The 26,135-nt window shown below is 38.4% G+C and carries 28 protein-coding genes; 21 read left to right on the forward strand and 7 right to left on the reverse strand.

Translation table 11 applies throughout. The annotated features are described in order from the left end of the window. Positions 1-21: 21 nt before the first annotated feature. The 7 genes from WG954_RS00630 to WG954_RS00660 all read left to right on the forward strand — a co-directional run bounded on the left by WG954_RS00630 (position 22) and on the right by WG954_RS00660 (position 8,378). On the forward strand, positions 22-1,032 hold the full coding sequence (locus WG954_RS00630) for a DUF4097 family beta strand repeat-containing protein (protein ID WP_340432589.1): 1,011 nt from the start codon (positions 22-24) through the stop codon (positions 1,030-1,032). 268 nt (positions 1,033-1,300) lie between these two features. Continuing rightward, positions 1,301-2,422 carry a serine hydrolase domain-containing protein gene (locus tag WG954_RS00635; protein ID WP_340432591.1) on the forward strand — a complete coding sequence of 374 codons (1,122 nt, stop codon included), beginning with the start codon at positions 1,301-1,303 and terminating at the stop codon, positions 2,420-2,422. Between the two features lie 146 nt (positions 2,423-2,568). Then, positions 2,569-6,156 (forward strand): sensor histidine kinase, encoded by a 3,588-nt coding sequence (locus WG954_RS00640; protein ID WP_340432592.1) that lies wholly within the window; start codon positions 2,569-2,571, stop codon positions 6,154-6,156. Further along, a complete protein-coding gene (locus tag WG954_RS00645) occupies positions 6,153-6,899 on the forward strand; it encodes a LytR/AlgR family response regulator transcription factor (protein WP_340432594.1) in 747 nt (248 codons plus the stop codon). Before WG954_RS00640 ends, WG954_RS00645 begins: the two co-directional genes overlap by 4 nt. A 76-nt stretch (positions 6,900-6,975) precedes the next feature. Then, positions 6,976-7,530, forward strand: coding sequence for an RNA polymerase sigma factor (locus WG954_RS00650; protein WP_340432596.1), 555 nt, complete (start codon positions 6,976-6,978; stop codon positions 7,528-7,530). Between the two features lie 38 nt (positions 7,531-7,568). Beyond that, positions 7,569-7,868: a hypothetical protein gene (locus WG954_RS00655; RefSeq protein ID WP_340432597.1), complete on the forward strand. Its 300-nt coding sequence runs from the start codon at positions 7,569-7,571 to the stop codon at positions 7,866-7,868. Between the two features lie 9 nt (positions 7,869-7,877). Next, positions 7,878-8,378: a Spy/CpxP family protein refolding chaperone gene (locus WG954_RS00660; RefSeq protein ID WP_340432598.1), complete on the forward strand. Its 501-nt coding sequence runs from the start codon at positions 7,878-7,880 to the stop codon at positions 8,376-8,378. A 137-nt stretch (positions 8,379-8,515) separates the two neighbouring features. Here the strand turns inward: WG954_RS00660 and rimO are convergent, their stop codons facing one another. Beyond that, positions 8,516-9,826: a 30S ribosomal protein S12 methylthiotransferase RimO gene (rimO, locus tag WG954_RS00665; protein WP_340432601.1), complete on the reverse strand. Its 1,311-nt coding sequence runs from the start codon at positions 9,824-9,826 to the stop codon at positions 8,516-8,518. 147 nt (positions 9,827-9,973) lie between these two features. On the opposite strand from rimO, the gene WG954_RS00670 reads away from it, so the two are divergent. From WG954_RS00670 to WG954_RS00680, 3 genes are all read left to right on the forward strand, one after another. Beyond that, on the forward strand, positions 9,974-10,462 hold the full coding sequence (locus WG954_RS00670; protein ID WP_340432603.1) for a hypothetical protein: 489 nt from the start codon (positions 9,974-9,976) through the stop codon (positions 10,460-10,462). Between the two features lie 428 nt (positions 10,463-10,890). Then, positions 10,891-12,537, forward strand: a complete 1,647-nt coding sequence (locus tag WG954_RS00675; protein ID WP_340432606.1) for a DNA polymerase/3'-5' exonuclease PolX — start codon at positions 10,891-10,893, stop codon at positions 12,535-12,537. A 133-nt stretch (positions 12,538-12,670) separates the two neighbouring features. After that, a complete protein-coding gene (locus WG954_RS00680) occupies positions 12,671-13,255 on the forward strand; it encodes a DUF998 domain-containing protein (protein WP_340438899.1) in 585 nt (194 codons plus the stop codon). 123 nt (positions 13,256-13,378) lie between these two features. Here the strand turns inward: WG954_RS00680 and WG954_RS00685 are convergent, their stop codons facing one another. Beyond that, positions 13,379-13,777 (reverse strand): hypothetical protein, encoded by a 399-nt coding sequence (locus WG954_RS00685; RefSeq protein ID WP_340432609.1) that lies wholly within the window; start codon positions 13,775-13,777, stop codon positions 13,379-13,381. A 336-nt stretch (positions 13,778-14,113) separates the two neighbouring features. Between WG954_RS00685 and WG954_RS00690 the strand changes: the two genes are divergently transcribed. The 3 genes from WG954_RS00690 to WG954_RS00700 all read left to right on the forward strand — a co-directional run bounded on the left by WG954_RS00690 (position 14,114) and on the right by WG954_RS00700 (position 16,175). Next, positions 14,114-14,557, forward strand: coding sequence for a DUF5990 family protein (locus WG954_RS00690; RefSeq protein WP_340432611.1), 444 nt, complete (start codon positions 14,114-14,116; stop codon positions 14,555-14,557). A gap of 93 nt (positions 14,558-14,650) precedes the next feature. Continuing rightward, positions 14,651-15,130 (forward strand): nuclear transport factor 2 family protein, encoded by a 480-nt coding sequence (locus WG954_RS00695; RefSeq protein ID WP_340432612.1) that lies wholly within the window; start codon positions 14,651-14,653, stop codon positions 15,128-15,130. A gap of 55 nt (positions 15,131-15,185) precedes the next feature. Continuing rightward, positions 15,186-16,175 carry an alpha/beta fold hydrolase gene (locus tag WG954_RS00700; RefSeq protein WP_340432614.1) on the forward strand — a complete coding sequence of 330 codons (990 nt, stop codon included), beginning with the start codon at positions 15,186-15,188 and terminating at the stop codon, positions 16,173-16,175. Between the two features lie 116 nt (positions 16,176-16,291). Here WG954_RS00700 and WG954_RS00705 read toward each other — a convergent pair whose 3' ends face one another. Continuing rightward, the gene (locus WG954_RS00705; RefSeq protein ID WP_340432616.1) at positions 16,292-17,002 is read right to left on the reverse strand and encodes a YetF domain-containing protein; all 711 of its coding nucleotides are present in this window, start codon (positions 17,000-17,002) and stop codon (positions 16,292-16,294) included. 39 nt (positions 17,003-17,041) lie between these two features. Continuing rightward, positions 17,042-17,260, reverse strand: coding sequence for a hypothetical protein (locus tag WG954_RS00710; protein WP_340432618.1), 219 nt, complete (start codon positions 17,258-17,260; stop codon positions 17,042-17,044). 202 nt (positions 17,261-17,462) lie between these two features. Between WG954_RS00710 and WG954_RS00715 the strand changes: the two genes are divergently transcribed. Both WG954_RS00715 and WG954_RS00720 read left to right on the forward strand, forming a co-directional pair. Beyond that, on the forward strand, positions 17,463-17,756 hold the full coding sequence (locus WG954_RS00715; RefSeq protein ID WP_340432619.1) for a hypothetical protein: 294 nt from the start codon (positions 17,463-17,465) through the stop codon (positions 17,754-17,756). Positions 17,757-17,856: 100 nt separating this feature from the next. Then, positions 17,857-18,030, forward strand: a complete 174-nt coding sequence (locus tag WG954_RS00720) for a hypothetical protein (RefSeq protein WP_340432620.1) — start codon at positions 17,857-17,859, stop codon at positions 18,028-18,030. A gap of 1 nt (position 18,031) precedes the next feature. Here WG954_RS00720 and WG954_RS00725 read toward each other — a convergent pair whose 3' ends face one another. Together WG954_RS00725 and WG954_RS00730 are read right to left on the reverse strand one after the other, a co-directional pair. After that, complete coding sequence (locus WG954_RS00725; RefSeq protein WP_340432622.1) at positions 18,032-18,514, reverse strand: hypothetical protein; 483 nt, start codon at positions 18,512-18,514, stop codon at positions 18,032-18,034. 307 nt (positions 18,515-18,821) lie between these two features. Beyond that, positions 18,822-19,265 carry a hypothetical protein gene (locus WG954_RS00730; RefSeq protein WP_340432623.1) on the reverse strand — a complete coding sequence of 148 codons (444 nt, stop codon included), beginning with the start codon at positions 19,263-19,265 and terminating at the stop codon, positions 18,822-18,824. 534 nt (positions 19,266-19,799) lie between these two features. Between WG954_RS00730 and WG954_RS00735 the strand changes: the two genes are divergently transcribed. The 6 genes from WG954_RS00735 (at position 19,800) to WG954_RS00760 (ending at position 25,073) form a co-directional block, all read left to right on the forward strand. Then, entirely contained in the window at positions 19,800-20,180 is a 381-nt protein-coding gene (locus WG954_RS00735) for a helix-turn-helix domain-containing protein (RefSeq protein ID WP_340432626.1), read from the forward strand. 114 nt (positions 20,181-20,294) lie between these two features. Beyond that, positions 20,295-22,847, forward strand: coding sequence for a TrlF family AAA-like ATPase (locus WG954_RS00740; RefSeq protein WP_340432628.1), 2,553 nt, complete (start codon positions 20,295-20,297; stop codon positions 22,845-22,847). Between the two features lie 151 nt (positions 22,848-22,998). After that, entirely contained in the window at positions 22,999-23,490 is a 492-nt protein-coding gene (locus WG954_RS00745) for a hypothetical protein (RefSeq protein ID WP_340432630.1), read from the forward strand. 97 nt (positions 23,491-23,587) lie between these two features. Beyond that, positions 23,588-24,091 carry a hypothetical protein gene (locus WG954_RS00750; RefSeq protein WP_340432632.1) on the forward strand — a complete coding sequence of 168 codons (504 nt, stop codon included), beginning with the start codon at positions 23,588-23,590 and terminating at the stop codon, positions 24,089-24,091. Between the two features lie 68 nt (positions 24,092-24,159). Beyond that, positions 24,160-24,510, forward strand: coding sequence for a DUF6572 domain-containing protein (locus WG954_RS00755; RefSeq protein ID WP_340432635.1), 351 nt, complete (start codon positions 24,160-24,162; stop codon positions 24,508-24,510). A 23-nt stretch (positions 24,511-24,533) separates the two neighbouring features. Beyond that, positions 24,534-25,073 carry a hypothetical protein gene (locus tag WG954_RS00760; RefSeq protein WP_340432638.1) on the forward strand — a complete coding sequence of 180 codons (540 nt, stop codon included), beginning with the start codon at positions 24,534-24,536 and terminating at the stop codon, positions 25,071-25,073. 31 nt (positions 25,074-25,104) lie between these two features. Here the strand turns inward: WG954_RS00760 and WG954_RS00765 are convergent, their stop codons facing one another. After that, positions 25,105-25,962 carry a helix-turn-helix domain-containing protein gene (locus WG954_RS00765; RefSeq protein ID WP_340432640.1) on the reverse strand — a complete coding sequence of 286 codons (858 nt, stop codon included), beginning with the start codon at positions 25,960-25,962 and terminating at the stop codon, positions 25,105-25,107. Positions 25,963-26,135 lie beyond the last annotated feature (173 nt).

Consider the following 26,135-nt stretch of genomic DNA (forward strand, 5'->3'; position numbering starts at 1 on the left):
CATCATTAAAAAAGTATGAACATGAACTTATCATTCAAAACCATTCTTGGTATGGCCCTGCTGTTTATTACAGTGCAGGCAACAGCTCAGCAAAAAGAAGAAAAGACGGAGAAAAAACGGTACGAGCATTTTAAGGAACGTACTATTTCTAAAACCTACTCAGCTTCCGGTAACACCCTGAATATCGATAACAGTTTCGGCAACGTAACTGTTACTACCTGGGACCGTAATGAAATCAAAGTAGACATTCACATTGAAGCAAGTTCAACCGAAAAAGAACTAGCTGAAAAAATGTTCGAGAATATCGATGTTACTGAAAGCAAAGATGGCAATGAAATAAAATTCAAAACCACCACGAGTAAAAACAAGAGTAACAATAATAATTACAATTGTAAGAATTGTAAAAGCAGTATGAGTATCAATTATACTGTGCAGATACCTTCAAACAATACATTGAAAATTGAAAACTCTTTTGGGGCTATCAAATTACCCGACTACAACGGCAGTGTTTCACTCAGCAGTAAGTTTGGTTCATTAACTGCAGGCAACCTGCCTAAAACAGAAAAACTGGTGGTTGAGTTTGGTAAAGCAACTTTGAAAAATGTAAACAACTCAACTTCTACATTTAAATTTTCAACTGTAACAATTGAAAATCTTACAGGCAGTAACAAGATCAATATGGAGTTTTGCAGCAGTAGCCGCATTAACATAGATAATGATCTTACTTCGCTTACATTGAACGAATCTTACAGTACCGTCAACCTACGTCCTGCTTCAAATTTTTCTGCTACTTACAACATCAAAACAAGTTTTGGTTCAGTAACAGACCGCAGCAATGCAAATATTAAACGTACTGATTCACCTGATAAATATGGTCCTGATTCAAATCGTAATTATGAAGGAAAATCAGGTTCCGGTTCTTCAAAAATAGAAGTGAAATCAAGCTTTGGCCGCATCATCATTGGTGAAGCAACCGCAGAAGATCTGAAAGAAAAGAAAAAAGAAAAAACAAAAACGAAAGAAGTTATCTAATAAAACCTTTTTCTCATGTTGATTATACTTCCCTTTTGATTCTTCAAAGGGGAACTTTTCAAACAGCTGCTTGCTGTAGTAAGCTGTAATAGTTTAAAAAAGACAGCTAACCTTATCATCGCTCCCCGCTTGCTTGCGCAAACGGGGATTTTTTATTCCATTAACCGCTGACTCAAACGCAACTGCCGCAAACTAACCGGTATACCAGCTATTGATTTTTGGCCATCTACTTTAGCAGTACCAAAAAATTAAACCAAAAATCAAAGACATGAAACAAACACTTTTTCTTGCCAGTTTTATTTTACTGGTAATTGCCTGCCAAAAAAAAGAACAGGGCATTAACAGTAATCAACCAAAATTTGATCTCGATAAATTTGAACAGAATATCAAAACTACGTATGGTCCACAGGCAGTAGGTTATTCTTATACCATTGCTATCGGCGATAAGATCATGCGGTATGGTGCAGCAGGTAAAGCCACCAGATCGGATGGAGATGTACCATACAGCATTGAAACAAGACAGGAAATATTCAGTGTTACAAAATTCATGACGGCCATTGCAGTTTTTAAAATGCTACAGATTAAAGGCATTTCTCCCGATGCATATATCCATAATTATCTGCCCAATTCGTGGACCATACATCCCTCGTTAATGCAGATCAGCTTCCGCAGGTTATTATCACACAACAGCGGCTTTGCAAAAAACGATCGTGACTATGCATCATTAAAACAAATGATGAATATGCCACAAGGCGATACAACACGCACTTACAACAATGCCAACTTTGCATTGTGTCGTATCCTGCTTCCTTATATGAAATATGGCAAAGGCTATTTTGCAGCGGCTGAAATGAATAATACATTGGAATCTGCAACAGCATTGGAGTTTAGAGAGATCATGCGTGATCTTGTTTTGCAACCATCAAACATTGCGCATTGGGAAAAAATTGATTTTAAAAACTGGAACCACCTGGGGTTGAATAATTATCCTTACACTATGTACTACCGTTGGAACAGCAATCTGTCGCCGGTAACAAACAGTGATGATGTATTGATTGCCGGTTCAAGAGGCCTGGTGATGAGTACTTATGAAATTGCTCAGGTAATGATCGCTTTTGAAAATAACCAACTGGTGCCAGAACAAACAAAACAATTAATGAAAATAGCCGGTTGTGGTTTTGATGGAGTGAACGGTATTGCCGGTGATAAAGGAAGATACTATTGGAAAAATGGTGCTGGCCCTGGCAGCGGCCCAGGTGGCGAATGTATCATTATGAGTTTCCCAAACAGTGTATATGTAAGCATTAATTCAAACAGTAATGTGAGTGATAACGTACAACATGTTGCCAGCCCTTCAAAACTGGCGCAAGCTTATGACAATGCCTGGTAATAAATAAGAAGTTATGTTGCTGACCTTGTTTACACCTTAATTGTTTTTCGTTGCTGATCAAACTCCGCCTAAATGCGGAGTTTGGTTACAACGCTTTGAAAGAAAAAGAGTAATTTTTAACCCTTGAAACAAATTGTTGTATTCATTTGATCAGAGCAATCCATATTGCAGTTCTCCTTTTCATTGCATTTACTGTAAAAGTAGCTGCACAAGGCCCGGCATTTTATCACCTCAGCACAGCAGAAGGATTAAGCGATAACAGTGTGAATGATGTAAAGCGTGACCGGAATGGAATTCTCTGGATCGGTACATCCGAAGGGCTTAATAGTTTTGATGGCAACAGCATCAGCACTTATTATAAATATGATCATCCAAAACTGGCAGGCAATGATATACTGCAGGTGATCTGTGACAATGAAAACCGCATCTGGTTGCGAACAGCAACGAATTTTGTAACAATGCTCGATGCAAAGCGTAATTTTCATTCGTTCGCTATAGGTGATTCAACAGAAAATACATTTCCTGTAAATTACTTACTAACAAAAGAAAAGGGGCTTATTGTTCGAAAAACGACCGGGCATTATGTTTTCAATACGTCAAACAATCGTTTTGAAAAATGGAATACAACCATTGATTCCTTATTGCCAAAAACTATACGATTTGTTGAACCGTTTGATGAAGATAAATTCATGGTGTATGGAAGGGGGCGTTTACTACTGATTGATTATGCAACGCAGCAAAAATTAATGGACATTAAACTGCCCTCTTTGTTAATGGGTGCTGCACGTATCAACAATAACGAGATACTTACCTATACCCTTTCCGGAAGTGGATTTTTCCGTATCAATATAAAAACACAAACTGTAACACACAGCTATACAAACCTGAAAGATCAAAACGGAAACACATTGGTAAAAAACCTTCGAAATATTACACGCATCAATGAACAGCAGTTTGCAATCAGCACACGTTTTTCCGGCATGTATTTGATCGATCTTGAAAAAGAAAGTTTGCAGTTGCTAAAGCATGATCCATTGAACGAACGCAGTATAGGTGGCGACAATACAAGTGCTTTGCATTACGACAGCAGCGGCTATCTTTTTGTTACAACTCGCACGTCCGGACTGCATTACCTGAACCTGAAACAACCACAAATTGCTTATCGTCCCTATTTTAAAGATGAGCAGGGCAATATATTTGATGGATATATTCAAACCATTACTGCAAAAGATGGATTGGTATGGCTGGGCGCACAGGATCGTTTGATCCGTTTGAACGGAATAACCAATAAAACAACTTTCATTAACTATTATTTGCCTGATGGAAGAAATCTTAACAATGAAGAGACGGTACGGGCATTGTATACCGATGAACAGGATCGTTTATGGGTTGGAACGACTCGCTATGGTATACTAGTGCTTGACAAAAACCAAAAAACAATTGCACACTTTGGCAGAATGAAAGGAATTACAGATTCACTCCCCTCTGCCTGGACGAATGGGTTTTGTGTTGATGCCACATCAAATTTGTGGGTGGCAACCATGCGGGGTATTTGTAGGATCAATACAAATAGTTTACAGGTTACAAATTTCACAACACATCGTTTATTAAATCAATTAAATGGTATCTATACAAATACGGTATGGATAGACAGCAAACAACAGCTATGGATCGGTACCAACCGTGGTGCATGGTGCTATAATGAACAAAAACAAACATTGAAACATTATAGTGACAAAGAAGGGCTATCACACAACCGTGTTTTCTCCTTCAATGAAGATAACAAAGGCAATATTTATATTGGAACCATTGCAGGTTTAACAGTACTTGCACCAAACGAAACAACAACAGTTTACAACCGTAGCAAAGGTTTACGCAATGATAAATGCGAAGGCATTTTAAAAGATGAACATGGTTTTCTGTGGATCGGTAATCTCAATTGTTTGATCCGCTTTGATCCGGCTACCAATAATTATGCGGTGTATGAAGAAGGATTAGGATTTAGTCATGCTGGTTTTCGAATGCGTAGCTGTTTTAAAGCAGCAGATGGTGAAATGTTTTGGGGAAGTGATAAAGGACTCAACTCTTTTTATCCGCAGCAACTGAATACCATCTCTGTGCAACTGCAGCCTTCCATCAATACACTCTACACAACAGATAGCAGTTATCGTTTTACAACCAGCGACACCGTTCGATTTCCCTATAACACATCCGCTTTTCATTTCTATTTTTCATCAGGTGAATTAACAGGATCAAAGAAAATTCAGTTCCTGTATAAGCTTGATGGCTATGATACTGATTGGAAAAAGCCAATCGCTTACGGACAAGCTGTGTACAGCAAACTCCCACCCGGTAATTATTTATTCCATGTAAAAGCGTCGAGAGACGGTATCAATTGGTACGAAGCTGCACATCCTGTTCAACTCAACATCAGTAAACCATGGTGGCAGCTAACATGGTTCAGGCTTAGTTATATCGTTGCATTCTTTGCATTGCTTTATGGCATTTATAATTTACTGCAACGACGCAAAAAAGAAAAAGAAGTAAAACAGATGATCGATTACTTCGCTCATTCAGGTTTTGAACATTCATCGGTAGATGATATTCTGTGGGATATTGCCCGTAACTGTATCTCCCGATTAGATTTTGAAGACTGTGTGATCTATACAGTTAATGAGGATGAAAAAGTATTGCTGCAAAAAGCGGCGTACGGACCCAAAAGCCCGAAAGCATACGAGATCAAAAATCCCATCATCATTCCGTTCGGAAAAGGGATTGTGGGTGATGTAGCTGCAACAGGAAGAGCCAACATCATCCACGACACATCAAAAGACAAACGATACATTGTTGATGATGAACAACGTTTTTCCGAAATAACAGTGCCCATCATTCACGAAGGAAAAGTAATTGCTGTGATCGATTCAGAACATTCACGTAAAAACTTTTTCACCAAACAACACCTGGAAGCTTTGCAAACTATTGCTTCACTCAGCTCCGCAAAAATTTCCCGTGCTATGGCCATGGACGCCATGAAGAAAACAAAACTGGAAGTAATGGAGTTGAACGTAAAAATGGCTGAATCGAAATTCATGAACCTGCGGTTACAGATGAACCCGCATTTTATGTTCAATGCATTAAGTTCCATTCAACATTTGATTGTATCTCAGCAAACAACAAAAGCATACAAGTATCTCACCATCTTCTCCAACTTCCTTCGTTCATTACTCAACTATGCAGAAAAGAATTTTATTCCGTTGGATGAAGAGCTGAAAATATTGCAGATGTATGTGGAGCTGGAATCGCTTCGTTTTGATCAATCGTTCAGTTACGAAATCAATGTAGATGAGAACCTGAGCAATGATGAAGTACTTGTGCCGTCTCTCATGGTACAACCATTTGTAGAGAATGCTATCTGGCATGGCCTGTTGCACAAAGAAGGTGAAAAGAAACTAAAGATCGAATTTGTGAACCATAGTGATGATCATTTAACCTGTACCATAGAAGATAATGGAGTTGGTCGCAGCAATGCGGCGGCCATACAGCGACAAAAGATCAGCAGTAAAATACATGAAAGCAAAGGCATTGGCATTATTGAAGAACGGTTGAAACTGTTGCAACAGAAAACCGGCAAGCCTGCGCATGTGGAGATAAAAGATATGTTTGATGCGCAGCAACATGCGGCAGGCACCAAAGTAATTATTACAATTCCTTATTATAACCCGGAAGAAACATGATAAAAGCATTGATCGTTGATGATGAACAATCGAGCATTGACTTACTGGAGTGGCTTATTGAGCAGTATTGCCCGGATATTTCTGTTGTACAATCGGCACGCAGTGTAAAAGATGCATTGCCGCTCATTCATAACTTTCAACCCGATATTGTTTTTCTTGATATACAAATGCCGCATCAAAGCGGCTTCGATCTGCTCACCACCATTGATCATTGGAATTTTGAAGTGATCTTCACAACTGCTTTCAACGAATTTGCCATACAAGCCATTCGCTTCAGTGCATTGGATTATTTATTAAAACCCATTGATGAAACAGAATTAAAAAAAGCAGTAGAACGTTTTAAAGCCAAACGAATTTTTGCGCCCGCTGGTCAGCAGTTGTTCCGCAACTTCATCCAGAATATTTCGCAAGGAAAAAAAGAAAAATTCAAACTCGCATTGGCCGATGCATCAGAAGTAAAATATGTTACACTCGATGAGATCATACGGTTACAAGCCGATAGCAATTACACCAAAGTTCATCTCACACAGAACCGAGTATTTGTTTCAGCCAAAACATTAAAGGAATATGATGAGATATTGAAAGAGCAACATTTTCTCCGCATTCATAAATCACATCTCATCAACCCCACACATATTGAAAGCTATGATAAGCAAGGATGGTTAAAAATGAGTGACGGATCGGAAGTGGAAGTGGCCCGCAGAAAAAAAGAATATGTGCAGGAAGCATTGAAAAATATCTAAGCATATCAATCCGCAAGTCATATTTTTTTAATGATTCACTCATTCCTTCTTATCTTGACCGCCACATTAACCCTGCATGCTTAGCTTTTCAGAAAACGAACAGGCGTTCAAAGACTTTATTACACAACACCAGCCACGGGTGTACAATACTGCATTGAACCTGTTGCAGAATGCTGAGGATGCCGAAGAAATTACACAAGATGTTTTTATAGAAGCCTGGAACAAGGCCCATACATTTAAAGGTGAAGCACAGGTGAGCACCTGGCTTTACCGCATTACCGTTAATAAAAGTATTGATCATATCAGGAGCAAAAAGCGGAAAAAGCGATTTGCCTTCCTCACCAGCCTGTTTCATGAAAGCGGCGAACCCATTAGTGATGCAGGAGATTTTGTGCACCCTGGCGTGGTCACCGAAAACCGGGAAAAGGCAGCGATGCTTTACAAGGCCATAGATCAGTTGCCTGAAACCCAGCGAATTGCATTTTTATTAAGCGAAACGGGGGGATTGAGCTATGCCGAAATAAGCGAAATTACCGGCAGTTCCGTATCTTCCATTGAGTCATTACTGTTCAGGGCACGCAAAAACCTGAGGGGTTTGCTGGCCGGTTACTATAAAAATTTACCTGAATAGCAAGTTTTTTACATCATGAACGTCAAAATGGTACAGCAATGAAGAAAAATCAGGAACAATGGATCGATGAAGTAATGGGCAGCCTGCAGGGCATTCAACCTGCAGAAGGCAATCCTTATTTACACACCCGTGTACTGGCCCGTTTACAACAAAACCCCGCCCGTCAAGCAGTGCAGGTGAAATGGGTATATACTGTAGCTATTGCTTTTACTGTTATGTTGCTTCTGAATGTAATGGGTTGGAATATGTCGTTTAACAATGATGAGCAGGATTCTGTAGACATTGAAACCGTGATCAACGAATACGAATTGGAAAATAATTATACTTCTTTACCCTGATGTTAAGATATGAGTAAGACAAAATTTCTCACAATCCTCGTTGTGTTATTATTAGTGCTGAATGCAATTACCCTTTATTTTTTTCTGGGCAACAAACCTGCTCCCAGAAAAAAACCGGGTGGCAACAGACCTTACTCTGAATACATCACCAAAAAATTGAATCTTGATACTGTTCAGCAACAAAAACTGAAAGAGTTGAGAGATAAACACAAACAGGAACTCGACTCACTACGCAAAGAAGACAGACAGATACAGGAAGCAAAAACTCAAATGCTGAAGGATGGCGTGACAGATAGTTTAAAACTTGATTCCGTCTTTACTGTTGCTGCTGCAAATAAAAAGAAATTTGAGATGGCGTTTCACAATCATTTTATGCAGATAAGGGCCTTGTGCCGTCCTGATCAGTTGCAACTCTTCAATCAAACATTGGATGAAATGAATAAACGCAGAATGCAGGCATGGGGTGATAAAAAAGGTCCGCAGCAATCAAAAGAGGAAGAAAAAAAATAAAAAAGGTAGGTACTTCTTTACATAAATAATCCCGATCGTATTGATCGGGATTATTCTTTTATAACGTTATTTGGTGCCTTCCCACTATCCACTAACTACTAACGGCTTTATTACTTATTGTCTATTGCCAATAGCCTTCAATCAACAACTTCCCCTTCCAGATCATAATCAAACGCCTTGGTAATTTTTACATTTACAAACTCACCGACCTTTAATCGTTTGTCTGTTTGAATGATCACTTCGTTATCTACTTCCACCGAATCAAATTCTGTACGGCCGAGATAACGACCTGCTTCTTTTTTATCAACAATTGTTTTAAACGTTTTTCCTATTTTCTCCTGGTTGAGTTCATATGAAATTTCCTGCTGCACACCCATAATCTCCTGTGCACGGCGTTCTTTTTCTTCGGCAGGTACATCATCCACCAAATCAAAACCACTGGTACCTTCTTCATGGCTGTAAGTGAAAATGCCCACACGGTCGAATCGTTGTTTTTGCAGGAAGAGTTTTGTTTCTTCAATATCATCCAGTGTTTCGCCGGGAAAACCAGCGATCAAGGTTGTACGTAAACAAAGCCCCGGAACTTTTTCTCTCACTGCTGCAATCAATTCTTCCGTTTCAGTTCTGGTAATTTGCCTGCGCATTGCTTTCAGCATATTATCACTTGCATGTTGCAACGGCATATCGAGATAATTACAGATATTATGTCGTTCACGCATCACATCCAACACATCTAATGGAAATTTATGTGGGTATGCATAATGCAAACGGATCCACTCTAAACCTTTTACATCTGCCAAACGGTGCATTAAATCACCCAACATGCGTTTTTTGTAGAGGTCTAAACCATAATATGTCAGTTCCTGTGCAATGAGCATGATTTCTTTTACACCTTTCTTAACCAGTCCTTCAGCTTCTTTCACCAAATCATCCATGCTCTTGCTCACATGCTGACCACGCATTAATGGAATTGCACAAAACGCACAGGTACGGTTACATCCTTCACTGATCTTTAAATAAGCATAGTGCGATGGTGTGCTCAACAAACGCTCTCCCACCAGCTCCGTTTTATAGTCAGCTTCAAATTGTTTTAAGATCATGGGCAGCTCCATGGTTCCATAAAACGCATCCACTTCAGGAATTTCTGCTTCCAGGTTATTTTTGTAACGTTCGCTCAGGCAGCCTGTTACAATCACTTTATCCAGTTTACCACGACGTTTCAGTTCCACCTGGTCTAAAATAGTATTGATGCTTTCTTCCTTGGCCTTATCGATAAAGCCGCATGTATTTACTATCACGATGTTGTGATCTTTTTTACTGCTCTCGTGTACCACATCAATTTCATTGGCCAATAACTGGCCGCTCAGCACTTCACTATCCACCATATTCTTGCTGCAGCCAAGGGTTATGATGTTTACCTTATCCTTCTTTAATGTCTTACTTTTCATGTAACGTGTTACTGATCAAAATTTCGTTTGCTTTTCTCAGCGTGCAAAGGTAACAGATTCAGGCAGAAAGGAAGCCATTCAGCATGATCTGTTAAAGTTTGGCATCATTTTTTCAATGGGGGTGGTACATCTAAAACTCACATTTTTATGAAGAGACTTATTATGGCCGCCATTGTGTTAACAGCATTTGCACAAGGGGCCGCAGCTCAGGCAAAAGGAAGCAGTTACAAAACAGCATTAGGTGTAAAATTTTACCCCGGTGCAGGTATCACACTCAAACATTTTGTGAAAAGCAATGCAGCTCTGGAAGGTATTGCCTATTTCTGGGGAAATGGTATGCGTATAACTGGTTTATACGAGTTTCATGGTAACATCAATGGAGCGCCCGGCTTAAAATGGTATGTTGGACCCGGTGCACACGTTGGTTTCTGGAATAGCCGCTACTGGAGAAGAGAGTATGGCGATTATCGTGGTGGAGCCGTAGCAGGTATTGATGGTGTTTTGGGTCTTGACTACAAGTTCAGGGGAGCACCGATCAATATGTCGCTCGACTGGCAGCCCTCCTTTGAATTTGGTGATTACGGAGCAGGTTTCAGCGGTAACTGGGGTGGTTTAGCCATCCGTTATACCTTCTAAACAGGAAATCCTGTGAAGGAAATAAAAGGATACTCTTAAACTTAAAAACAAAGTTTGAGGGTATCCTTTTTTCTGTTGCAACAGTGGTATTTTTAGTCTGTTGGCAAGAGCCAACTACCCTATAAGAGAACCATTTTAATCCAATCCTGAACGAAAACTTAATGATCCCGTATCGTATGAAAAACAACGGATGAAATCATCCGCCAATGTCCCTTGAGAAACTTCCACACGGAAGTTTTTCTTTTTTACAGCTTTTGCTTTGCTTCGTTTTTAATCCAATTCAACAATGCATTCTGAAAAGTATTTTCTTTGTAAAAAGAACATACTTTTCGTGTGTTCATTTTTATTTTTTTGACCACAGAGGATAAACGATAAAAATTATCATCGCTATTGATATAAATTAGCTCAATAATTTTTATGTTTATTGCATGCCGGATAATTACCAGATCGCCGATATGTTTTCGCTGCTAAGCAAACTCATGGATATTCATGGCGAAGACAGTTTTAAAGCAAAGACCTACGCAGCTGCTGCGTTTAATATTGAAAAGCTGCCGGTGCAACTGGCCGATGTTGATCCGGCAAAAATTTCTACTTACAAAGGCATTGGCGCAAGCACATCGAAAAAAATACTGGAGATTTTACAAACAGGTGAGCTGAAAGCGCTCACAGATATAGTTGCACGCACGCCACCAGGTGTTATTGAAATGCTTTCTATTAAAGGAATCGGACCCAAGAAAATTTCCACCATCTGGAAAGAAATGGAAATTGAAAGTATTGGAGAGTTGTTGTATGCCTGCGAAGAAAACCGTTTGTTACTTTTTAAAGGCTTTGGTGAAAAAACACAGGCCAATGTAAAAGAGTCGATAGAGTTTTTTCTGAAGCATAAAGACATTCATTTGTATGCTGATGTTGAAGCATACGCCATGGCAGTTGATAAAAACCTGCGGGAACATTTTAAAGACTATCGCTTTGAACTAACGGGTGAGTTCAGACGACAGATGGAAATTATTCATCAGCTTGAATGGGTAACCACTACTCCTCTTGCAATATTATCCCCGATTTTCACAAACAATAATTTTGAAGTAAAGGAACAAACCGATTCTTTCCTTTCGGTGAAAGGACCGGAGAATATTGTGTTGCAGTTTCATCTTGCAACTGCTGAAAATTTTGGAACCGTTTTGTTTCAAACATCAGCTACTGAACATTTCCTGCAAGGCTGGGGAACAGTAGCAACTGTTGCAGAAGAGCAATTGTTGTTTGAAGAAAAAGGTGTTGCCTTTATTCCTTTCTGTCTGCGTGAAGAATGGGGAACCGAGGCAATTCCTGATCTTATTCAACCTTCGTCCATCAAAGGCATTATTCATAGTCATAGTAACTGGAGCGATGGTGGCGAAACCATTGAAACCATGGCCCGTCATGCACAGGAGAAAGGATTTGAATACCTGGTGATCAGCGATCATAGCAAGAGCGCCGGTTATGCAAATGGTTTAAGTATTGAACGTATAGAAGAACAACACAAGTATATTGATGAGCTGAATGCTAAACTCAACGGCTTCCGCATTTTTAAAAGCATTGAAGCTGATATTTTGGGTGATGGTTCATTAGATTATGATGATGATACACTTGCCACATTCGATCTTGTGATTGCTTCGGTACACAGCAATTTAAAGATGAACGAAGAGAAAGCGATGATGCGTGTGATGAATGCCATTGAAAACCCTTACACCACTATACTCGGCCACATGACCGGACGATTGCTATTGAGTCGTGCCGGTTACCCACTCGATCATAAAAAAATTATTGATGCATGCGTAGCCAATAGTGTAGTGATAGAACTAAACGCACATCCACGTCGCTTAGATATTGACTGGCGATGGATACCTTATGCATTAAGTAAAGGGGCTTTACTTTCCATTAATCCTGATGCACATGAACTGAGTGGATATAACGATGTGAAGTATGGTACACTTGCTGCACAAAAAGGAAGGCTAACGGCCAGCCGTAACCTCAGCAGTTTTTCATTGCGGGAATTTGAAGAATATATAATGGATGTGAGGATGGAGAAAGGGATATAGTCCGTTACTATTACCATAGCTCCATCTTGTAAAGGGAATTTAAAATTGTAACTTAGATTATCATTTTAAAAACTTCCAGATGGAGAAAACCAATTTGAAATTTCTCGCCATAGGTGGGTAAATTGGTCCTATCCTGTTCACGGTAACAACCTTGATCTGTGCAGGTCTTCGTCCTGGCTACAGTCATATTCATCATTTTATCAGTGAATTGGGAGCCACAGGAACGCCTGATGCCGCACTGATGAATTGGTTTGGTTTCATTCCATCAGGAATCTTGATAAGTTCATTTGGCTTGTCGCTAACGTTGCTTCTTCCAAAAAAAGTTCTTGCTCGTGCGGGTTCAGTTTTAGTAATGTTATTTGGATTGGGAATGACTATCGTCGGTTTTTTTTCCTGTGATGAAGGATGCCCAAGAGATGGTTCATTGGAGAATAATATTCATGATCAGATCTCCGGTCCTGTTTTTCTATGTGCCATCATAGGGATCCTGCTGTTGGGTATTGCATTCAGGCGCCTACCCTATTGGAAGAAATTGTGGCTTTATTCGATCATCTCAGCAATCCTTTCAATTGTTTTTCTCATTCTCCTGATAAATTCACTTGAAGAATATAAAAATACCGGGCTGTGGCAGCGTCTGTTACTATTCACAATTTTTTTGTGGTTTGGAATTACTGGAATACATGTATTCAAGTATTGGCGTAGCAGCATATTAAATTAAAAGACTGCATGTAATTTACTATGCCGAACAAGTCAACACAAGGATTTATTTCCCGATCTGCCAAGTACAAAAAATAAAAGAGTCGCCCAGGAAAGGCGACTCTTTTTTATTTGCTCTTGTTGATTATTTTTTTACGATCAGAGTTTCCTCAGTTATGCGTGAGCTGTTTTGTACCGAAAATACCAAAGGCTTTTTAGTGCTCATGCCAATAATTTCGAACGTAAGACCAACTGTTCCTAACTCTTCAGTGTTTAACTGATACTTACGTTTAATATTAACACCGCTTAACGTTTCTTCGTGAATAACTGTGCCAAATTCATCTTTTACAACTACAAAAAACTTTTCGTTTTGTGCATTGTTTAATGAAAGCTGGAAAACAGGTTGCGCATCGATATGTGTAATCAATTTTAATTCTGCTGCCGGTGTTACTTCTTCACTTGTTGTTGCATTTGCAAAGTTTACTGCGATAATTGCTACGAAGGTAAATAATCCGATCACTGTGTTTTTTACTGTTGTTTTCATTGTTCTTATGTTTATAAGTTTAAATAATTATTACGTTTTCTTTATGCAGGCAAATAACCGGGTAATCTACGGATGAAGCAGATTGTCGAATGATCGTTGTTTGAAGTATTGTTGGATCTTTTCAATCCTTTAGCGTCATTGACAATACAAAAGTAAAGGAGCTTTCACAGCCCGGCAATTCATAAAACAGTCGCTTTAATGGTCTTAAATTTCAGAATGATTTGTGAAAACCCTTTATAGTAAAGGATTACAGGAAATTTGTTACATGATGTCCAATAGCAGAAACAGCTGTAAAAAAAAGCTGTAATTTTCTTATTCTCAACCAAGATTGAACATATGGAAGCAGAAATAAATCTTCAAATTATTCTTGTTAAGCCCACACCGGCTGTATTGTTTGGCTTACAAAAAGGATCGGGCAACATTTATGAAACGCTGCAAAAGCAGAAGTCGGTTTCGACCGACTTGTTATTTACATTCCCGATAAAAATCAAAGGCGATAAAGGGAAAGATGCGTTTCCAAAATTATCGGGTCCATTTGTTCAAGGGCCAACAGGTGCAAAATTCGTTTACATTGATATCGGAAAATGCGCCGGGCAAATTGATACGATCTGGTCGAGAAGATTAAAAGTTCCATTAACAGGCATTACATGGGACATGATCGACAAATTGATTACAAACCCTGCATTGATACTTGAAACAAAAGTTCCGGGAACAGGGAAAGATGGCGGGCCAAATTGTGCAACGGTAAAACCATTTGAGGGTTGGCGGATTAAAAGGTGAGTCGTGAGTGGTGAATAGGCAGTGGAATGTTCCTTGATTAAACAGCAATACTACTCTGCAAATAGAGTTTAAACATATTTCAACACAAGAACGATGAAACAACGTTTAATCATATTAGTTGCTGTGTTTTTAATGACCCATAGTTGTAACAGTAAACAAAATTCAATTACAGAAATGAACGTAACAACAGATACACTTAAGCAAGTGCTCGATGCATTTAACCGGCATGATCTCGATGCAATTATGGAGTACTTCTCTGAAGATTGTTCTTTTGATTTTCCAAGAGGACCTGAACCATGGGGACAACGCTTTGTTGGCAAAGCACAAGTGCGTGAAGGATTAGCCGGCAGGTTCAAAGGTATTCCTGATGTTCACTATGGCGACGATCAACATTGGGTCTCTGAAGATGGAACGAAAGGAGTTTCAGAATGGACACTTACCGGAACAACAACGTCAGGTATTAAATTGAATGTACGGGGTTGTGATCTTTGGGAATTACGAGATGGTAAGATCTCCCGGAAAAATTCTTACTGGAAAATAGTTGAACAGCCAACCCAACCTGCAGCGAAATAAACAGCACAAAAGAAGATGGTAAAGACAATAACAGATAAGAAAAAATGAAAGTACTATGCTGTTAAAAGTATTACTACCGGGTTTGTTTGTCTTGCTTATTTCCTGCCGGCAATCGCAAAAATCAAAGCAAATGGAAACAGCTTCAATTTACCAGGAGGGTTTCGTTATAGGCAATGGCGTTAAACTGCAATACCTCGATTGGGGTGGCTCAGGTCAACCACTTATTCTTATTCATGGCTTAGGTGATTCCCCGTTGTTATTTGAAGATATTTCTTCATCACTAAAAACAAATTTCAGAATCATTGCTTATGCGAGACGGGGCCATTGCAAATCAGAAACAAATGATGCGGATTACAGCAACTCCGCACTTGTTGCGGATCTGAAACTTCTTCTCGATAGTTTAAAGATTAACAAAGCCAGTTTATTGGGATGGTCAATGGGCGGCAATGAAATTACTGAGTTTGCCATCCGATATCCTGAAAGGGTGAACAAACTGATTTACTTTGAAGCAGGCTACGACTTATCTGATGACTCTTTTAAAGAGATCTTAAAAACACTGCCAAAATCATTTCTTGCCGACAAATCCGATTTGTCCAGCTTAGATGCGTATCGAAATTGGTATCACAAATTTTGGTTTGCAGATATGGAATGGAACGAAACGTTGGAAGCAAATTTAAAAGCAACCATCAAGATCAATCCCGACAGTAGTGTTACAACCATACCAGATGACAGTATTTTTAAACGAACCTTAGAATCAGCCATGAGTTACCATCGTGACTATTCAAAAATTCAATCACCTGCGTTGGCAATTTTTACCAGGAAATTCTTTGTTCCGCCTGTAACAGACAGTAATATAGTTGCAGTATACGAAGACATGGAGAAAAGAATCATCGACCCCTGGAGATTGCACAGTATCAATCAAATGAAAACGGAATTAAACAACCTGGCTATAAAAGAATTGGAGGCGGGTTCTCATGTTTCTTTTATTTTTTTAAGTAGAGATGTATTGGTGGAAACAATAACTGCTTTTCTACTTAATGACTGATGCATGAATTGCAAAGGAAATTTAAAAGAGGTGCCGTACAATCATTGCCGTCAACCGATAAGAATGGCAGATCAACAAATAAATCGACACCTGTCTTCACTGAACAAAAGTTGTTTTTACCGGATACGTTTTTTATTACTTGCCTTTACCCATCTTGTTTTTTTACATTCAGGGCAAGTAACCGTTGAGGCTGGTTGCAATCTCTCCGTATGGCCACAAAATGAGCATGCATAATGATCAACCTCTTTAATTTCATGTTGACCGCTGTGCAATGAATCAGGCATGATGGGTAAACCAAATTTTACTTCTTCATCCGGATAATAAAAGATGCTGATATTGCCTGAACTTTCTACAATGGCTTCTTCAATTTGTCCTAATTGCGATACACCCTGCATACGCAGTTCAGCAAAAAATTCATCTTCTCCCAGCGCTTCCTTCGAAAAATTTTCTATGGAAAAAGAACCGTTTCTGATGAGATAAACCGGTTTGCCCTCCACCATTTTTTCGAAATGCTTATTCGTGCCAATAAAGTAAGTGATCAAACTATACAATGCCACAATCACTGTAAACACCAGCAGCGCTGGCAAAATACCTACATCTTTATATAACATTGGATCACCAGCTGCAGAACCTAAACTGATAATTGCCACCAGTTCAAAGATCGAAAGTTGTTTTACACCCCGCTTCCCCAAAATACGCAGGCTCACCACGATGATGATAAACATGATGATGGTGCGTAAAATAACTTCAGGCAAAAAATTCCAATCTTCGCCCCCGATCATGATCTCTTTCCAATTAAAACCTGAAGAAGCCTGCAGTAAGTACATACAATTGTTTTTGCTTTTTCGCCAATGTTTACGCCAGGCTTATCCGTTCGTTTTTTTTCTGTCCAAAGCTACCAGTGCCACACCGGCAACAATGGCAATCACCCCTGCATAAGTTGGCCAGGCCACGGTTTTCTTTTCTTTTGCATTGATCTCTATGGGACCAATGTCCACTACCTTTTTCTCCTGCGTAAAACTAAATCCCTTCATTACCAGCATTAAGATACCGGCGGCTATCAGTACAATTCCAATAATTTTCATACTCATTCTTTCAATCAATAAGCCAATTTTGGTGCCACAAAGGTGGAAAAGAAGATAGTGGGAAGGTAGGTAGCCAGCCTATTATCCATGCCTGAACCTGCCTTAAAAGTGGGCGTAATGTGCCTTCAAAAGCGAAGGATGAGCGAAGGATGGTTGGATTTGCCTGCCTTTTTGTTTATCTTATTTACACCTACCTGTACCTATGGCACGCACAAACAACAATATTCTTACGAAGGCATTAAAAGGCCAAATCGGCAAACAACTTGTATTTAAGCAATACGGGAAGAAAACGGTAGTAACCCGTTATCCTGATATGAGCAAGGTTGTACCGAGTGAATTGCAAAAAGAACGAAGAAGCGATTTTGCTGAAGCGGTTGCTTATGCAAAATCGATCAATAATGATCCTGTGATGAAAGCGAAGTATGCGAAAAAGCTGAAGAAGGGAAAGTCGGTTTTTCAATATGCGATTCAGGAATATTTGAAGAACAACGCTTGAAAGCGGCGCTACGCTTGCTTTGGATTACCTAGAGACACGGAGCATTTCGCTCACAGATTACACTGATTTACACTGATGGGTTGGCCACAGATGGACGCAAATGAACACAGAAGATCCTGCGACTCCCGCATGGTACGGGACAGGTTCGCTCAGCCCTTCGACTTCGCTCAGGACGGGCCACGAATTACACGAATTGATACGAAGGGTGAATGGAAGGTCGTTAGCCGATGGTGGTGAGTCGCTAGTGGTGAGTGGTGAATGCCTGGCAGATTGAGCTACCCGACATTTTGCTGACTCTGATTATTTGCAGTTAAAGAATTTACACAAGCATTATCGGTTTGGCCGGGGAAGGCGGTGATGATGTTGCCGCTGGCGTTTGTGATGACGGTGATGTGTGTGGCAGGGAGGCCGTTTCTATCGAAGCCTATGTGTTGGTTGGTTTGGAGTGTTCGTTGGAATGTTGCTTTGCCTGCAACAGGTGTGAGGGGCATGGGTTGGGCTTCTTTTATGTAGTGCAGTATTTCAATTAAAGAGATGTGGAATTTTCCTGCATCGGGATGGCGGGGTATTTTGTAGTAATGCCTTTCTAAAATGTGTGCGAGTGCTGTTACGCTCAGGTAGTATGTGCTGGAACGGAATTTTCGTTTACACAGGACCGGTATGCTGTTGTAGGTTTCGTTGCATAGTTCATCGAGCCAGGCTTGGGTATCGGCAAGGGTGAAGATGAGTTTGATGAAGTGGGGTTCGTTGAACAGCATACCTTAGGTTATATTTTTAAAGAGAATTGTGCAAGCACAATTTGTTTTCTTGTCACTTTTTGCTTGTCCAAAAAGTAACCAAAAAGGACCCCGAAAACCAATGTACAGCCTGGTTTTCGGATTACGCCCTGATCAATATTGGTACTACTGTATTTAATTACTGTTGTAAGTACATCAACCCTTCAGGTGTAACAGGTTGATTAAATTTTTGCAGTTTGTTGAGGGTGGTGTTTTTGAGTTTTTGTTTTTGTTTTTGTTTTTGTTTTTGTGTTTTGTTTTTTGCCTATTGGATTTTGCCTATTGCCTTTTATTTCCGTCGGCGTGGGTGGCGGTGCCATTTTTTGTACCAGAAGTTGAAATAGTTGTTGCGCCAGTTGGCATGGGCGGTCTGGAATTTTGGTTTTGCATTTTTGGGCCAGAGCATGTTGATGGCATTTAGTTCGTTCATCATTTGGCGGATGTTTTCCTGTGTGTAATATTCCTGCCCGTAGTGCATGGCGATGATGTAATCCTGCAGGTGTGCCCTCGCCTGTTCTTTGCCTTCTGCTTCGAAACTGCAGTAGCTGCAATTTTCCATGAACCAATGGAGCATGTCGTTGGGTGTAGTGTCTAATAGCTTGCAGAGTAAGAGAAAACCGTATGGTATTTGAAAGCGAAATTCCTGTCGGCGACTGTAGTGTTCGGTTTGCCATTTTAGTTCGGGTTTTGGAGTTTTGCTAGATAGTTTGGGGGTGTCTTTTGTAATCAGCATTCCTTAAAATTTTAGGTGATGAGTAATGGATTGTGTAAACACAATTTTGTTTCTTGTTACTTTTTGCTTGTCCAAAAAGTAACCAAAAAGGACCCCGAAAACCAATGTACAGCCTGGTTTTCGGTATTCGCCCTGATCGAGTTTGGTACTACTGTGGTTAATTACATTGGTGCCTGCATAAACATCCTATGTGCTGCATCTGGGCTATTTCATACAGATTGTTTGTGCATAGAGTCGTGATAGTAAATGAAAAGCTGGTGGCCGAAAGTTGTGAAACGTGAGTCGTGAGTTAAGAGCCGTTCTGAAAAATAAATGGTGGGTAAGGAAAGGTTTTTCAAAAGAGATTGGTTGCTTACAAATTCCCGGATGACCTAACAAAGAACAGGTGTTTTGACGGTGTATTGTACCATGGTTGTTTGTATTTTACAAAGCATTAGTAGTATGTTACGGAGATTGGTTCATGGTTGATAGTTCATGGTTCATGGGAAGAAGAAAACCGTTTTATAAACAGGCAGAAATAATTACTTTAGCATTATGACAGAAAAGACCATACACGAAGGAAGAAATGTAAAACGCATCCGTGAAATATTAGGTATTAAGCAGGATGCACTTGCCATGGAATTAGGATTGAGCCAGCAGGCTGTTTCTGCATTGGAACAGAAGGAAGCTTTGGATAGGGATATCCTTGAGAAGATTGCTAAAACTTTAAAAGTAACTCCTGAAGCAATTAAAAGTTTTAATGAAGAAACTACCATAAACTTTATTTCGAGCACTTTTAATCATCATGACAATTCATCGGTTTACGGACACTATACTTTTAATCCAGTAGAAAAAGTGGTTGAACTTTATGAGGCACTACTTAAAAGTGAAAGAGAAAAAATTACATTACTAGAAAAAATGTTAGAGAAGAAATAATGAAATTTTAAAAGCCACCGTTATACGGTGGCTTTATCTTTTTAATCCAATTGACTATCTGCTTCCCCAACATCTTCCTTTTTTATAAAATCATCATTATATAATAAATTAAATATGTTTGGCTCAACTTGGAAAAAATGGGATTTGCATTTTCATACTCAAACCTCTTATGACTATGAAGATAAATCTATCACGGATGAGAACCTAATAGAAACCCTTGTCTCTAAGGGAGTGGAAGTTGTCGCAATTACTGATCACCATTCAATAAATAAAGAAAGAATAAAAAATCTTCAAAAACTCGGTGAAGGCAGATTGACTATACTACCTGGTATTGAATTTCTATCTGATGCCCGTGGTGATGAACCAATTCATTTTATCGCAATTTTTGATGAATTATGTGATATCGATTTTGTTTGGAAACAGATTGAGAGCAGAACTGATATTAAAAGAATACAAGGAGAAGGGAAAAAATACAACGAAGTTTACTGTCATCTTCTCGATACAATTCAATTAATTAAAGAACTAAATGGAATTGTTACAATTCACTCAGGTTCAAAATCGAATGGTATAGAAAATATTACCCATTCTTTAAAGCATGCATTGGCGCAAAAAGAAGATATCGCAAGGGCAATAGATATCTTTGAAGTTGGAAAGGAGGATGATATAGACGGATATAAAACCAAAGTAATACCTTATATTTTAAAGGCTATTGGAAAGAGAATTCCCGTTATCTTATGTTCTGACAATCATAACGTGAAGAACTATCTTACAAAACAAAACCTTTGGATAAAAGCAGATTCAACTTTCGAAGGATTAAGACAAATTTTATTTGAACCGCAATATCGAGTTCATATTGGGGAGTTCCCTCCAATTAATCCTCCAATTAGAATAAGCAAAGTTATTTTAGATTTTCCTTTAGATTCAAAATTTGAAAATGAAATATTTTGCCTTGCGGGAAAAAGAGAACTTCATTTCAGTCCAAATTTTACCTGTATTATCGGAGGAAGAGGAACGGGGAAAAGCACAATTCTAAATCTGATTCACGAAAAATTAAAAATTGGTGAAAATCAATTTTTTAAAGACAGAAAAATAAAAGATGTTAGCGGAAAGACAATCTCAATTGATTCATGCATTAAAATTGACAATGATGATGAGGAGAAATACGTCGAGTTTTTAAGTCAAAATGAAATTGAAGATTTTGCACAGAATTATCATAAACTAACGGCAGCAGTTTATGCAAGAATTATAAAGAGAGACGAGGAAGGTAAGATTTTGGAATATGAAACGCTATTAAAAGAAAAGCTTAATTTATTTCGAACATACATTGTAAAAAAAAGAAGATTATCCTCGTTAAAATTAGAATTAGAACAGAAACGAAAGGAATTAGAAACGAACAAAAAGATTATTGATTCATTTAGTAGTAAAGAATACACAGATATCAACGAAGAAATTAAAAAAATATCGAGAGCATTTAATGATTTAAATTATGCAAAAAATAAATATTCAGATTTGATTAAAGACTTAGAAGAGATTTTAAAAAAATATTCGATTAATCAACAAAACGCTAGTGCTTATTTATCTGAAATTATCGGGATTATCACTGCATTAAAGAAAATAATTGAAGAATCATCAAAAGTTGATTTTGCTCAGGTGGAAAAAATAAGTGCCGAACAAAAAGAAAAAATTCAGGAAAAGAAGAATGAGCTTGCAACTTATTTGCTTAATAAAGGCCTTACCGAAGAGAACCTAAACGACATTGCTAATTCAAACATACTTGCAAATCGTCTTGAAATTGAGATTCAAAGTGTGGCCGAAGAAATTGAAACTACACAAAGGAGACTGGATGAGTTCGATAAACAAGGAATGTTGCAAATAAGCACAGAATATCAAGCAGAGCTCGAGAAGCAAATAAAAGCCATTAGTACAATTTTGGAAAAGGTTGAAGGAAAATCTGTAAAACCCATTTCGTTGCACCTAGACTTTGATGTTAGTACCGCAAATGAAAAAGTTTTTCAAGATTTCAAATTGGCTTTCGAAGGACAAATAAACAAAAGTTCTCACAAGGGAGATAGTATATTAAGAGATGTTTTATTTTGCATTTTACCAAAAGAAATTTCTGATAAAGAAACCTTTTTAAGTACGCTAAAATCTTATTCCACTTCTTCCAGCGCTAAGACATTTTTGATTGATCTATTTACAGAAGACATAAATTTTGAAATATATCAACTTATTTGCGAGAGAACATTTCTAGATTATTCTGAATTTAAAAAAATTCGTGTTCAATATGACTCAAGACCGATTGAGAACTCGTCTTTTGGACAGAGGTGCACAGCGGTACTAGTTATACTTTTATTATTAGGAAACAACCCAATTATTATAGATGAGCCCGAGGCTCATTTAGATAGCTTACTTATTTCCAATTATCTAGTAGATCTAATAAAGGACAAAAAGCAGAATCGCCAAATTATTTTCGCCACGCATAATGCAAATCTTGTGATTAATGGAGATGCCGAACTAATTCACATTTTAGATATAAATGAATTTACACAAACAACTTCAATCACAAGTACTACGATTGAAAATACAAAAACAAAAGAAATTCTGATTGGCTTGGAGGGCGGAAAAGAAGCATTCATAAAACGAGAAAGCAAATATCAATTTAGGTAAAATTGAATTCACTACAGACTTAATATTTGCTCACTTAGCAGTAAGTATCATGAGGGGATGCCTACCGGCAAAGACATGTGCCACGGACCAAGCACATGCCCATCCGACACCTCGCTTACGAAGTATAGCAGATTCATCAATACAAAAATCTATGACTATCTTAAACGTTATTATTGGATTTCTTGTTTTATCCCTGTTTTCCTGTGAGACAAAACCAACCATTACTGACAAATCAATCAATGACACAACAAGGGTATTGGCAACAGTGCTCGAACAAGCTATTTCAGTAGAATTTATGCCGTCTGCATCAGCATTAAAACGAGTCTCTAAGTTTAGCGATTCTATTTTATTAACTGCTGATTCCCTGCCTTTAGGCTTATTACCAAAAAAATCAGGAGAACAGATTTTTAAAGTACTCCCTAAAGAAACCATTTACAAAATATTGACAGGATTAAGTTACAGGCAAGAACCTCCTAATTATTTGTGTATCTCACGATTTGAGAAAAGTGACACAGGCTATTATGTTCAGACTCAAAACCTGAGTGCTTTGCCATTTGGCGAAGGGGGTTCATTAGGACTGTACCTAAAAGAAGATGGAGACTCTTTAAAGATTATAAAAAAATCATCATGGTCTATCAATTAGAGAAGCGGATAAGTTGATATGCTTTTAAAGAAATATTTTTCGAATACCTTTCAGAACACAAACAGTTAACTTTATTTCCAATTGCAAAACAACTATTATGCAACAAATCAAAACACTCTTTTTATCCATTCTGTTACTTACCACTGCTACTACCTTCGCACAAAGCCAAGAGCTTTTAGATGGCTTGCCAACCACAAAGGAAGAATTTATTGCAAGTGAGAAAAAAGTATTAGCTACAATTGACTGGCTTGAGAACACATCTCTCAATCAAGACCAAGAAAAAAGAAAACTCCAAAATGCCATGCTCGTTTCATGGCTTACCAATTCACCAACTGTTACTTTAGAAATTAACGCAGACGTTTTAACTTTTACAAAGAAGAATGCTGATTTGCTTATAATATTCATGGGAGGATGGACGAGATATTCTCTTCAAAATGGCTATTCCAAAGATGCAGTGCAAGGATCAATTGCAGGTATAAAAAGCGCCATCAAGGTTTATAAAACCGGGCTGCTAAAAAAAGACAAGGAGATGCAAAAGATGGTGGATATGGATGAAAAGGGAGAGCTTGAAGCGTGGGTTAAAACCAAGCTGAAGAAATAATTGTTTAAGAATGCAGTTATAGTTTTGGTTGGTGAGGACACCAACCGTTAACCAAAATGTAGAAATTTATGTCCGTATTAGATCAAGAACAATTTGACTTTATAAGTATACATAAAGAAGGATATGTAGTGCTTTCCATCAGTGACCACCTAGAATGGGATGAAGAAGGAGAGCATTTATTTATGTTACAAAGTAAAATCAATAATTACCTTGACGGCATTGAAAGTGGACAACTAGTCACTCAATATCCAGATGCAGAGGGCAAACAAATCCTGATTCAAATAATTGCAAAATTCCGTCCAAATAAAAAAGGCTATGAATTCTTGCGATTAGCAAATAAGACTCTCCAATCTGCCGGATATAGGATGAATATAGGTTTTATCAATAATGGTGAACTGGAAATAGAAGAAATTGAGTAAGCTCCCATTGTTGGCTGCTATTAATGAAGGCTGCATTTATTATATCACTACTCGCAATTTTGGCATCTTGTAAAACAAGTGTTCAGCGACCAATTAGTGTGAATTTAATTTTTACAAGACCAGCATTTGTAAAGATAGATTCAATTGAACTGGCAAACAATGGTTTGAGAATATATGCTCCTTATAAGATTAGTGTTTCAAAAAATTACTTTCCTAACGCTGACAAATTTCGCTTAGGAACGCCGCTACTTTTTGTAAGAGACACATCCACTATAAGCACAGCCGTCACATATTTTTTTTCGGAGCCAGATAGCGTAATAAGACTTGTCGAGTATTCCTGGAATCGTGGTAAAGACAAGAATGAAATAGAACGACTTTTTAACTTTAATGATTCAGCCATTTCTAAACAACTAAGGAACCAAGGAATCAAAACACTAAATAAAAAAGATACATGGTCACAAGTGACAAAAATATGGACTTCTGATTCCGTTTATGTTAAGCAATTTATGCTTATAGAGGGTGCCCCAAGCAGGACAAGGGTTTTAATTAGCTGGAATCATTGAATAGACACTTTATTGATTTTATAACTGATATCTACTCAATCATAAATTTGTAACCCCTGCCATGTACGTTAATAAATTTAAGGGAGTTATCGTCGCCTACTTTCTTACGTAATTTCGACACCAATACATCCACATTTCTGCTGATGACAACGATACCTTCATCTTCCCAGATTTCTTTCATGAGTTTTTCCCTTTCCACGATCTGATTAATGTTTTCTGCAAATATTTTCAGTGCTTTTGTTTCTTTCTCCGAAAGCGTAATGGTTTTATCCGCAGTTTCAAGAACATTATTAGCTGCATGGAACTTAAAGCTTCCTAATTGTATGTAATCGCTATTATCAGCGATTGGTGCTGCCTCTTCTTTTTTCCAAAACCTGTCTTTCATATAAAAACCAAGAAATCCCACTGGAATGATCAACAGCAACAACCAAGCGGAATTAAACCTGTTGTTCTGCAACAATTCAATTTCAATTACATAACAACCAACCTCCAGCTTACGACCCCTGCATGGTGTTAAATCGCCTGCCTGTTTATTTATTTCGAATGCGAGGACCGTTTCATTTTGTTTACAATTCCTCAAATTCACGATATAATTGGTTGCCGGTGCATTTTTTTGAAAAGTCCGTTGCACTACATTGATGAGTGTATCTGAAATAAACCCAAAATGATTTTGAAAGGAGATCTGGTAGGTGGTTTCGTTTAACTTCTTAACCGGCATTACCCGTGATGAAGAATCTTTCGCTGTGAGCAAAAGCTGGTGTCCTAAATCACGCAATACAACTTCTATATGTTTTTCAGGGATCTCCTTCTGTGTATTGATCACTGCAACAGCAGAGATCAACATAACAATGATGATGATGGAAGATGCAAACAGCACAAACGGTTTCATATGTTCATTTTTAGTGCGCAGGCTATTGCCTGCTATTTTTATTTGTCATATGGTATCCCCAATCATCATTTGTTGGTGGCGTGCATCAGCTCGTGGGGATTTCATATGTTCATTTTAGTGCGCAGGCTATCGCCTGCTATTTTTATTTGTCATATAGAATCCCCCAATCATCA

Origin of the sequence: Lacibacter sp. H375 (genome assembly GCF_037892425.1) — a bacterium.
Classification (GTDB): domain Bacteria; phylum Bacteroidota; class Bacteroidia; order Chitinophagales; family Chitinophagaceae; genus Lacibacter.